General features: G+C 51.2%; 9 protein-coding genes. 6 read left to right on the plus strand and 3 right to left on the minus strand.

Going from position 1 to position 11,411, the window contains the following annotated elements; all coding sequences use genetic code 11:
- Positions 1-21: 21 nt before the first annotated feature.
- The 3 genes from glf to AC2FJE_RS05440 are packed head-to-tail and all read right to left on the minus strand — an operon-like array spanning position 22 to position 2,859.
- A complete protein-coding gene (glf, locus tag AC2FJE_RS05430) occupies positions 22-1,170 on the minus strand; it encodes a UDP-galactopyranose mutase (protein WP_496760728.1) in 1,149 nt (382 codons plus the stop codon).
- Position 1,171: 1 nt separating this feature from the next.
- Positions 1,172-2,062, minus strand: coding sequence for a hypothetical protein (locus AC2FJE_RS05435; protein ID WP_496760729.1), 891 nt, complete (start codon positions 2,060-2,062; stop codon positions 1,172-1,174).
- Complete coding sequence (locus AC2FJE_RS05440) at positions 2,059-2,859, minus strand: glycosyltransferase family 25 protein (protein ID WP_282119727.1); 801 nt, start codon at positions 2,857-2,859, stop codon at positions 2,059-2,061. The genes AC2FJE_RS05435 and AC2FJE_RS05440 overlap by 4 nt, the downstream gene beginning before the upstream one ends.
- Before the next feature lie 586 nt (positions 2,860-3,445).
- Here AC2FJE_RS05440 and AC2FJE_RS05445 point away from each other — a divergent pair.
- From AC2FJE_RS05445 to AC2FJE_RS05470, 6 genes are all read left to right on the plus strand, one after another.
- Entirely contained in the window at positions 3,446-5,242 is a 1,797-nt protein-coding gene (locus AC2FJE_RS05445; protein WP_496697462.1) for an ABC transporter ATP-binding protein, read from the plus strand.
- Between the two features lie 309 nt (positions 5,243-5,551).
- Positions 5,552-5,992, plus strand: coding sequence for a sugar 3,4-ketoisomerase (locus AC2FJE_RS05450; protein ID WP_496760730.1), 441 nt, complete (start codon positions 5,552-5,554; stop codon positions 5,990-5,992).
- On the plus strand, positions 5,985-7,592 hold the full coding sequence (locus AC2FJE_RS05455; protein ID WP_496760731.1) for an HAD-IIIC family phosphatase: 1,608 nt from the start codon (positions 5,985-5,987) through the stop codon (positions 7,590-7,592). The genes AC2FJE_RS05450 and AC2FJE_RS05455 overlap by 8 nt, the downstream gene beginning before the upstream one ends.
- A gap of 2 nt (positions 7,593-7,594) precedes the next feature.
- Positions 7,595-7,819, plus strand: a complete 225-nt coding sequence (locus AC2FJE_RS05460) for a hypothetical protein (RefSeq protein ID WP_496760732.1) — start codon at positions 7,595-7,597, stop codon at positions 7,817-7,819.
- Positions 7,820-7,830: 11 nt separating this feature from the next.
- Positions 7,831-8,826, plus strand: coding sequence for a GNAT family N-acetyltransferase (locus tag AC2FJE_RS05465; protein ID WP_496760733.1), 996 nt, complete (start codon positions 7,831-7,833; stop codon positions 8,824-8,826).
- Positions 8,823-11,399 (plus strand): FkbM family methyltransferase, encoded by a 2,577-nt coding sequence (locus AC2FJE_RS05470; protein ID WP_496760734.1) that lies wholly within the window; start codon positions 8,823-8,825, stop codon positions 11,397-11,399. The genes AC2FJE_RS05465 and AC2FJE_RS05470 overlap by 4 nt, the downstream gene beginning before the upstream one ends.
- Positions 11,400-11,411 lie beyond the last annotated feature (12 nt).

Genomic DNA, 11,411 nt, shown 5'->3' on the forward strand with positions numbered 1-11,411 from the left:
ACTAACGCTCCATCGTGTGTGTCAGAGAACTGGAACAAAGAACGGCTTTAGCCGTTCCTTTTCCGAGATCGCAGACAGCACCGCCCAGGCGGTATCCAGCGACTCGCGGATCGTGACATCCATATCCAGGTACCGATAGGTTCCCAGACGGCCAACGAACGTGACGTTTTGGGTGTCTTCGGCCAGCGCAACATACTCACTCAGCAGCGCTTTTTCCTTTACCTGACGGATCGGGTAATAGGGAATGTCATCCGGACCCGCCGCGCGGGAAAACTCGCGATAACAAACCGAGCCCTCGTGCGTTTCCCAAGGGGCAAAGTGCTTGTGCTCCGTGATCCGGGTAAAGGGCACCTCTTCCTCGCCATAGTTCATCACCGCGCAACCCTGATAGTCGCCGTCATAGGTAAACCGTTCGAAATCAAGGGTGCGATAACCCAGGCGGCCATGCTCATAGTCGAAATAGCCATCAAGCGGGCCAGAATAGAACACGTGATCGAAGCCATCCGCCATGTTGCGATCGAAAGTGGTATTCAGCTTAACAGTGATACCAGGGTGATCAAGGATGCCACCAATCATGTCGGTATACCCGTTCTCGGGCATGCCCTGGAATTTATGGAAAAAGTAATTGTCGTCGTAGTTGAACCGCACCGGCAAGCGTTTCAGGATCGACGCCGGCAGCTCGGATGGGTGACATCCCCACTGTTTGATCGTGTAGCCCTTGAAAAACGCCTCATACAGATCACGACCGACGAACCGCATCGCCTGTTCCTCGAAACTCTGCGGGTCGGTGATGGATGTGTCGGCCTGCTCTTCGGTGATAAACGCATGCGCTTCGTCCGGGCGCATGGTCTTGCCGAAGAACTGGTTGATCGTATGCAAGTTCACCGGCAGCGAATAGACCTGCCCGCGCGAGGTGGTTTTGACCCGGTTCTTATAAGGCAAGAAGTTGGCGTATTGGTTCACATACTGCCAAACATCTTCGTCATCCGTATGGAAGATATGTGGCCCGTACACATGGACCATCACGTCGGTATCGGCATCCCGTTCTGTGTGGCAGTTTCCACCGATATGGTCACGGCTGTCGACCACGGCGACATCATGCCCTTGTTCCGCAAGTTCCCGACCGATCACAGCCCCAGACAATCCGGCCCCAACCATCAAAAACTGCATATCAGGGGCTTTCCTGTTTCATCGAAATCGTCGTCATGTCGAGGGGTTTGATCAGCTGACGGCGGGCAATTTTGAAAATCCCCGACCGCGCCTCGCTGGCACTGCGGAACTTCGGCAGGACCGAAATCCACGCCCGGCACATGTGCCATCCCAACTGCAAACGACCCGAGATGGGTTGCCCACCTTGCAGGATCGCGGCAAAGACGACCGGAACGGTACGCCGCGACAGATCAAACATCTGCTTTAGAACGGCCTCTTCTTCCTCTGAGCTGAGGTTATTCGACTCGGCCATCGCAGCTTTCAGGTTCTTTCCGATCGGCCGCGTGTGGTGCATCGCGATCTCGTCCAGAATGGCGGTTCGAAACGCGCCAGCCTCGACCCATCGGCACCATATATAGTCCAGACCATAGCCGCTCATGGTGCCCTGAAAAAGCGGCAGTGCTTTCTGCAGGATATCCTTGTGCAGGCACGGGGCCATGATCTCAATATAGTTTGTGTACCGCAGCACGAAGCCCGGGCATTGGCTGAATACAAAATGCGAGAAATAGCTTTCGGGGGTCAGCGACGGTTGTGCAATACGCAATCCGTGAATCTGCATGGCATCAAACAGCGCATTTACATCCGTAGCGCTGATGTCCAGATCGTCATCCGGCAGCCAATAGTAGTCATACTTATCAAGGTCACGGTCAGCGAGGGTTTTGAACAACCCATCCCATTTGCCGCCTTTTACCAGCACAGCCTCGACACCGGGTTCAGGTTTGAATGCCGCAAATGCCTCGTCTGAGAAATAGCTGATCAGAAGATCGTAGGTGCGATCTTCATAGGGAATTTCTTGCCACCGATGGTGCAATGACTTGTTGCCCGCACGGACAACCACAAGGCTATTCTTCATGCGCGGTTCCGAACCCGATTGCCGGCCTGCATCAAAGGGCCGAGCCCTTCAATCATGTCTGGGTTCAACGGATGGCTCAACCGTCCGTACGTGTATTTTGTCTGGTACATTAGGTTTCGAACGAATCTGGCCATGGGCGAGCCGGGTTTCATTTTACTGCGGCAGTGATCAATCGTGCTGTCTACCTCTTTGCGCTCTGCGACCATCTGCTCGGCAAGTGTGAGGATAGGCACGTTGTGTTCCCAATAGAATTTCAGGTCGATGTCGATGGGGCGCGCAATCGGAGCCTCAATCGCCAAAAGCCGAGCGGCAGCACGTCGGCCGATGATATAGCCCGTGGTTCTGGGTGGCAGACGGTCCGACAAGACAAGGTCCTGATCTGCAATTGATTTAATGACCTGCCCGTTATTTCCCGACACGCCGTCGATTTTGATCATGACGTCTTCGAAACATTCACCACAGGCAGCCAGTTCACTGAAAAACGGTCTGGGATCCTGCACGAACGTCGCATCATCTTCCAAAACAAGGCTGACATAGTCGGAAGAGTCAGCAATTTCCTGCCAAATCTGACGATGCCCAAGGGTGCAGGCGACCTCGTTGCGGCTGAGCGGGCGCTTGAATTTAATCCGGTTCATGTCGGCATCATACAAATGATGCAACTCTGAGTTGTTTAGCTGATCTCCGGCAATAGCGTCGCAAAATTCATGATTCAAGCCAAAGCGGGCAAATTCGCTTTCGCAGAATCGTCGCCGTTCAACATCTTTCGGCAAACTCAGAATGACAGCCTTAATCGACACTGTTCCATTACCAATAATACATGCACCGCGTTACTATGGGCCATATTTACCAAGCACAAGGGCAAAAGGTCTACCCTTTTCCCCCTACGCATCAAGGATTTCCAGCGGCAAAAAATCGCTGAATTTCAGTCGTTACTCTCACGCTACAGTAATCTGCCCCACAATATCAGAGCTTCCATTTTTTCAAGCATATACATATCACAATGAATCCAAAAAGAAAATCATTTGACCTGATCACTCGCGGTAACGCGAGAAACTGCCGGCACCTCAATCTACTGGTCAGAATTCAGGGATCTTTCGTGGCAGAAAGTACATTCAGGACGCTATAAAGTTGTGCTGACACCTTCCGGCTTTGACTTTAAGTGCCACGCAGAGGCCCCGCGCGCGAAAGCCCACAATACACCGCGTCATCTTGTCAAAAGAGAACATCAAAACCTTGCACATCGCAGCGCCAGCCCTTATTTGACGGAGCCTCTGCGCAACCTTTTGATTGGGCAACACTGTCGCGCCATTTGATCTGCCCTTTAGGCGGGAATGATTATAGGTTATCTGAGCGAGCGCATGATTTCACGATCTGGAGAATGCAATGATTAAGCGTGCCTGGACCGAATGGCGATCAGGCTATATGGGCCGCCTCATTGGCGAGAGTTTTTTTGCCCAAGGTCCTCTTTATGCCGTCGCCATTGTTGCGATGATCGCCGTTGCCGCGACCACTGCTGGCTCGGCCTTCATGATGGAATACATCGTTGATGCGATGACCAGCCCCGATATGCGTGAGTGGGCGTTTGCAATCGCTCTAGGCGTTGTTCTCTTGTTTCTGACCAAAGCGGTGGCCTCCTATATCCAGTCTATATACTTGGCGCGTGCGGGGAACCGGATCATTGCGATGCAACAAGACCGCGTGTATCGTAAGCTGTTGCGGCATGGCATTTCGTTCTTCGCCCAGAATGAATCCTCTGACCTGCTCATGCGTACGACACACGGTGCACAAGCTGCCCGAACTTTGATTGATGTGGTGGTTACCGGTTTTGTTCGCGACGCCTTGACCCTGGTGGGCCTGATAATCGTTATGGTTTACCAGCAGCCCGTTCTGTCCATTATGTTTTTTGTTGTCGGACCCGTGGCTTTGCTGGGCGTGCGTTATCTGTTGAAAAGCGTGCGCTCGATCATGCAGCAAGAGTTCAAATCGCTGGCAGAAATTATTCGTGTGCTGCAGGAAACCTCGGCCGGCATCAAGATCATCAAGGTGTTCTCTCTTGAGGATCGGATGATCAACCGTATGGAAACAGCCATCCTCAAGGTCGAAGAACGCTCGAACGATATTGCGCGGCTGCAGTCGATCGCTAGCCCGCTGATGGAGTTTCTGGCCGGTCTGGCCGTTGCCGGCGTTCTGGTCGTTTCGACCTTGGGAATTGCAGGTACGGAACAACCAACAGCTGGGCAGTTGATGTCTTTTATCACAGCGTTGCTGATGGCTTATGAGCCCGCCAAACGTCTGTCGAAAATGCGCGTTCAGATTGAGGCGGCCATGGTCGGTGTTGGCATGTTGTTTGGCTTGCTGGATCAAGAAGACACCATGCAAGAAAGCCCCGAAGCGCGCGATCTGTTGGACGGGCCCGGCGAGATCGGCTTGCGCAATGTCACCTTTGGATACCACGGGTCAATTCCGGTAATCGAAAATATGAACGTAACCTTCGAGGCTGGAAAAACCACGGCACTGGTTGGTCAGTCCGGTGGCGGAAAATCGACGATCTTTGGCTTGATTATGCGGTTCTATGACCCTGATGAAGGATCCGTCGAAATAGACGGTCAAAATTTGCAGGACGCCCGCTTTTCTTCGCTCCGAAAAAAGATCTCGTATGTAGGTCAGGACACGTTCTTGTTTTCAGCGTCAGTGATGGAAAACCTGCGCTGTTCGGCACCAGACGCGACAGACGAAGAGGTCATCGAAGCTGCAAAGGCAGCATACGCGCATGATTTCATCTGTGATTTTCCCAATGGCTATGACACTCAGGTTGGTGAAAACGGGACCTTCCTGTCCGGCGGGCAAAAGCAACGGATTGCAATTGCCCGCGCAATCCTGCGCAATGCCGAGATATTGCTGCTGGACGAAGCCACCAGCGCGCTGGACGCAGAATCCGAGGCTCTGGTGAAGTCTGCGTTGGACACATTAACACAGAACATGACGGTGATCGTAATTGCGCACAGACTTTCGACCGTTCTGGAGGCCGATAAAATCATCGTTGTTCAGGACGGCGCTGTCATTGAACAGGGCAACCTCGACGAGCTTATGCAGCTCGAAGGTCAGTTCAAAAAACTCTTCGATCAGCAATTCAAGAAACGCGAACCTGTGGCCGAAGCAAAAGCCGAAGTCGCGGAGTGATGTACCGCAGCTTCGGTCTGTCCACATCTGCATTCACCTACATTTGGCGTGATGGATAGGACTGACAATGCTCACGTTACACCGGCCAGCACCGGACACCCAAAGTTGGCGCCTCGGACCAAAGTCAAAAGTCTGGGTTTCGGTCTGGCCCAATGACGGATACTGCACTCATTTAATGTCAGGCCGACGAACAGGCAAAAAATTCGCATTTTCTGAAATTGGATCGCGAAGGGTGTAACGCTACTATATACGCGCTGCGGAAACGGTGCTAAATCGCAAAAAATTGATTAACCTTTGGATGTGTGCTGCATGGACCGGTCTGAAAATAATTATGATGAACTATTCGGGCTTGTTGAACTACAGGTACGCGGCGATGATCGGGGGAACTTGGTCGTCGTAGAGCAACTCAAAGAAGTGCCATTCGAACTCAAGCGCATGTTTGCAATTTACGGAGCGGTTGGCGACGAGCCGCGCGGTAGTCATGCGAACCTGCGATCACGCTTTGGATTTTTGTGCCTTAACGGGCGCTGCCGAGTCAGGCTGGCAGCTCCTGACGGTGAATTTGCCAGCATAGAGCTGGACTCTCCTTCAAAACTCCTCTGGATTGAAAGAATGGTTTGGAAAGAGATGTACGACTTTAGCGAGGATTGCGTTCTGGTTGTTGTATCAGATAATCTCTACGACCCCGAAGAATACATCCACTCGTATGACGACTACAAAAACATGAAGATAAGTGGCCAAAATGGATAAACTTCTCGAATTTCACAGCCTCACATCAAGCCAAAATCTAAAGCGCAGCGATCTTATTGGCCGCGTGAACGAGCAAGCTCGCAACCTGAAGATCAATGTCATCCGCAACCACTCTTTTGAATTGGTCGCTGCGACACTGAATGCCTTCCTGGAAATCTCGGGCTTGAAGGCAGAGTTCAGTTACAGCGACTACGATGATGCCTTTGCAAATGTCGATTTTTCGACAGGTGCAGATGCGCATATTCTCTGGGTTGATCTGGATCGGTATGATGACAAAGGGCGTGAACACATTGCTGCCCGCCTAAATGAACTCAGCCAAAGCGCGGCGGACCCCGTCATTATTTTACCAATTGGTGCGGAATTTGAAGCTCAGGAACCTCTGCTCAAAGCGGACGTTACGCCCATAATCACCCGCCTCGGGGACAAGTTCTTTGATGAGCGGCTCGCTGATTTCACCGGCACCCGCTGTAGTCCGGCGGCATGTATGGAAATGTCCAGGCTGCTTGGGTTGCGCATCATTCCTGCTGTTATCTTGCCGGGATTGAAAGCAGTTGTAGTTGATCTCGACAATACCCTTTACAAAGGCGTGCTTGGCGAGGACGGCGCAGACGGAGTCGTTCTGGAACCCGGACATATTGCACTGCAGCAGAAGCTGGTTGAACTTGCGGGCCAAGGTTTCTTTATTTGCGTTGCGTCGAAGAACGAAGCGGAAGATGCTGAGCATCTGTTCAACAGCCGCACTGACTTCCCTCTTCGCCCTGAACACGTGACCAAGTTTATGGTCAACTGGGATTCCAAATCTTCCAACATCCAAGGTTTGGAAAAATTCCTGAATATCCACCATTCTTCAATGCTGTTTGTCGACGACAATATGGGTGAGCTTTTTGAAGTAAGCAACGCGTTGCCGGACATCAAGCAGTTCTGGGCCTCACCTGACAGCGATGCCAATGCCCGTGGCGTCAGCATATACCCGGGCCTTCTGAAATCGAAAGTCACTGCAGAAGACGCAGCCAGAAGTAAAGACGTACAGGCAAATGAAGAACGGCGACGCCTGCGAGAGCAGATGTCCCCCGAAGATTATCTGCGTTCGCTTGAGATTAAGATCAGCTTCAAGGCAAACGATCCTGAACAGGTGACCCGGGTTTCGGAACTCTCCCGGAAGACCAACCAGTTTATCTTCAACTACAAGCGATACTCACTTGCCGAAGTAAAAGCCGCGGCGGAAAGTCCGACTTCTTGCGTAATGACCGTTTCGATGAGCGACAAGCTGATCGATAGTGGCATCATTGGCTGTCTGGTTGCGCATAAACACGAGGACACCCTGAAGGTAGAAGACATGTTTGTCAGTTGCCGGGCGTTGGGTCGTGGCCTGGACGACGTTGTTGTTCTGGGCGCTATCAAATGCGCAGCGGATCAACTGGGGTGTTCGAAAGTCGGGATCGCGTTTCAAAAAGGCGACCGAAATGGCCCGGCAGAGGATTTCGTCGCGAAATATCTAAACGAACACGCCAACGTACCTTCGGAACTAGACTATTCATTCCCTCAGGGAATCGTCGAGATCTCCGTCCCTGAACTAGATGTAGAAGAGCAGAGTTACTAACCATGTCTGAAAACGTTTTGTCCTTTGTAGAAAGCCGTGCGGGCCTGGGTGAAAAATTCCAAGCGCATTACGAAGATGCCGAAGTCTGGAGTTCGTTTGACCGCATCGAACACGCTTTGGCCGCCGAAGAAGAATTCGGGATTCAGTTCTCGCCAGAGGAGCTGACGGAACTTGGCTCTCCCAAGAGCTTTGTTGATGCAATTCAATTGAAACTGAACGGAAACTAGGGAGCGGGTTCGTGACAGATGTACTTCGCTCGCGTCGTCTGACGGGGTTATCCTTTCAATTGCGCCCCGTTTCTGAAGACGATGCAGAGTACATCGTCAACTTGCGCAGCGCAGACAGCCAAAAACAAAAGTATCTCAACCCGATTTCCCCCGACGTAGAAGCGCAGCGGGCTTGGTTGCGGAAGCAGGCCCAGGCCGATCAGGATTTTTACTTTCTGGTCCTGGATCGTTTCACCCAACAGAAGGTTGGTCTGATCGGGCTTTACGATATCAATGAAGGCCAGGCCGAATGGGGCCGATGGATTATCGAAGATGGCAGTCTTGCCGCCATCGAGAGCGTCAACCTTCTGATGTCGTTTGGCTTTCATGATTTGGGTTTGGCTGAAATCTATTGCCGAACCGTTTCCGAAAATACCAGTGTCGTGAAGTTCCATGATGGCTATGCAAAGCGGCGCGCTGCGGCCGCGCCGAATATCGTGGAATTGCGTGGTGAAACGTTCGAGTTGGTCGAGCATGTTCTAACTAAAGAAGAATATGTTGAAACGACGGCTTCGAAATGGGGAAGTTTTTGTCAGAACATCTTTAACCGTCGCCTGCAGGCAGAGTTAGGTGTCTTTGAATTCCATCATATCGGAATTGCTGCAAAATCAATTGAAGCCGCAGCCGCTGGATATCGCCTCGTCGGCTACACGGATGAGGCTCGATTCACGGACCCCGGTCAAGGCGTACACGGTCTGTTTATGACCGCAAAATCCCAACCCCGCATTGAGCTCCTCGAGAACATGGAAGGCTCGAAGACGCTGGACAGTTGGCTTTCACATAGTGTGGCACCCTATCACTTCGCGTACTATGTAAAAGACATTGAGACGGCCATGAGCACCATGGGACGCCTGGGTATTCGCCCCATAACTCCGGTGAAGAAATCCGTTTATTTTCAGACGCCAATTGTCTTCATGGTAATGCCCAACCGATTTATTGTCGAACTTATCGAGATTTCCGAAAAATGAATTTGCCAATTGTATTCTACTTCCCGTGGCGCGAGGCATCCGGCGGCCCGGTATACCTGACGTCTATTGCACGGCGATTGGCTGAGGTTTATTCCGGCAAGGTTTACTACACAGATTTCAAAGACGGAATTACGGACCCAATGCTCGAGGGGTCCAATGTGGAGAAACTCGAGCTGGAAGACGGGAACTTCGGCGTTGCATTGCAAGAGCCCGTTATGCTCATCATCCCAATTTATTGGGCTCATTGGCTGCCCGAACTTCACCCCGACAGCAAGATCATATTTGTGAATTGGCACAATTTGTGTGTTCCGGTTCTCAAAGATTCATGGAATATAGACTCGGACCGTCTTCTTGAGTTTCTTCAAACGGTCAGTGACAATCATGCCGTTTTCTTTTGCGATGCAGCGCATCGACAAGCGCAAACAGACTATGGGATCCCTTTCGACGAGAACTATGTTCCGATTGGCATCGAACCCAGCTCTACTAGGAAGACAAACTATGTGGCCCCTCAAGGCGAGTTGAAAGTTGCAATCCTCGGGCGCCTGTCAATTGACAAAGTCTTTGCGGTAACAAATCTGGCTCGTCATTTCGATGCCTATCCGTTTGAAGGCAAGAAAACCCTGTACGTCATCGGAAATGGTCCGGAAGAAAGCAAGGTAGTACCAGAGGACTACCCGTCTGTGAACATTGTGTTCACTGGACCCATGTTTGACGAAAAGCTTGATGCATTCCTGATAGAGAATGTCGATGTCATGTTTGCGATGGGCACGTCTGCCTTGGCATCGGGCCGGCTGGCTATTCCCACAGTCGTAGTTTGCAACGAAATACATGACTATGATGACGACATTTTCGTATACCTTCAGGAAGCCAAAGGGTTCTGCCTGGGCTGGCAAGTTGAACAGGCACCGTCCTTTGACATTCCGATCCGTACATGTGCAGAAGTCATGGGCGACATACTGGACGCAGAAAAACAAAAGCAACTCGGCGAAGACGTCTATCAGTACGTTTCTAAATTTCACAATGCCAAATTTGCAGCTGATGAATTCCTGAAAGCGGCCTCGAAATCAACACTCACGTACCGGGACGCGAAAGAGGCTTTTCTTGGGTGGCAAATCGAGAAGAAAACGTACCGACTTGGCTTCAAAGGGAAACTGCGGGCTGTGCGTTATACTAACGGCATGCTGGAGTTGCGGTACAAGGACAAGCTAATTCGGCGCATGAAGTTTAAGAGCCTGGAGTACAAGTTGTGGCTCTTGCTGATTGGATTGATCGCAATTGCTGCTCTTCCGCTTACATTGTTGCTGATCGGGGCGAACATGTTCCGGAAAGCCAAGAAGAACAGTCGGGCCACGAGGGCACTTAACACCCAACTTTTTGATCTTGTGACAAACCGTGTCCCGTCGCTCACCGCCAAGATGGACCAGCAACATAGTGAGCTTGCAAGCCAAGGCGGACAATTGAGCGCTCAGGCTGAGCGGATGGGCAATCAAACCGCTCAACTCGAAAAACAAGCGTCGCAAATCGCATCTCAATCCGAGCGGATTGAGGCGCTGAAGGCCGAGATTGTTCAGGAAGTCTACCAAAACACCTCAGCGACGGTTTTGGGCCCACCAACAAGTTATGTAAATAATGGCGCGCACATCGCACATATGGACACGTGTGAATCAATAATTGATCAAGTGTCCTATGAAAAGTTCAGCGGCGATGTAGAGCAGCTGTATTTGGACTTGATTGCCGGTCTGGACGAGGAAAGCCGCCGCATCATAACTCGGGTCCTGAAACGTATCCGCGACTATGCAATTGACGATGCCGGGGCCTTCCAGCTTACACGCGAAGAGGAAGATAAATTCCGCGAGTTGATGGATTTCCACTACAATCGCATCCTGAGACTATCGGACAAGTGGTATCTATATGACGGAAAATATCGTTTGCCGTCCGCAGATATCTCTTCAACGGTGTTCTATTACAAACACTTCATCACTGAACTTGAACGTCCTGAATTCCTGAAAGACAGGGCAATGATCGATGTAGGTGCATATTTCGGCGATTCCGTGCTGATAATGCGCGAGTTTAGCGACGGCGACATTTGGGCTATCGAACCTAGCCGCGAGAGCTTTGATCTCCTGAATGAGACGATCAAACAGAATAACATACAAGCCGTTCGATCATTGAATATCGGGCTTGGCAGTGAGCCGTCTGAAATGGCGGTGCTGGATCGTGGAGATCAGTCTTGCTTGATAACAGAGTCGGACGATCAGTCCGTCGAGCATGACAAAATTGCCGTCCGGACTCTGGACTCTCTGGTGGAAGAACATGGGATCAAAGTCGGCTTGATTAAGATTGACGTTGAGGGCATGGAATTCGATGTTCTGGAAGGTGCTCGAAAGACAATAATCGAGCAAAAGCCCGTTCTCCTCATCAGTATTTATCACAATTTTGATCAGTTCTTTAAGGCCCGGAAGTGGGTGGAAGAATTGGGTGTTGAATACGAATTCAAGGTTCGAAAACCATTGGACATGTCAATCGCAGTAGATACCAACCTGATCTGCGAACCGCGCGCCGTAGACAGCTGAAAGTAAGGAAGA

The organism is Ruegeria sp. CDSC002 (genome assembly GCF_059610905.1).

Bases quoted from the DNA above. Each gene is read 5' to 3' on its own strand.
- AC2FJE_RS05435 (WP_496760729.1), bottom strand. From the start codon at position 2,062: ATGAAGAATAGCCTTGTGGTTGTCCGTGCGGGCAACAAGTCATTGCAC.
- AC2FJE_RS05460 (WP_496760732.1), top strand. From the start codon at position 7,595: ATGTCTGAAAACGTTTTGTCCTTTGTAGAAAGCCGTGCGGGCCTGGGT.
- AC2FJE_RS05470 (WP_496760734.1), top strand. From the start codon at position 8,823: ATGAATTTGCCAATTGTATTCTACTTCCCGTGGCGCGAGGCATCCGGC.
- glf (WP_496760728.1), bottom strand. From the start codon at position 1,170: ATGCAGTTTTTGATGGTTGGGGCCGGATTGTCTGGGGCTGTGATCGGT.
- AC2FJE_RS05455 (WP_496760731.1), top strand. From the start codon at position 5,985: ATGGATAAACTTCTCGAATTTCACAGCCTCACATCAAGCCAAAATCTA.
- AC2FJE_RS05445 (WP_496697462.1), top strand. From the start codon at position 3,446: ATGATTAAGCGTGCCTGGACCGAATGGCGATCAGGCTATATGGGCCGC.
- AC2FJE_RS05450 (WP_496760730.1), top strand. From the start codon at position 5,552: ATGGACCGGTCTGAAAATAATTATGATGAACTATTCGGGCTTGTTGAA.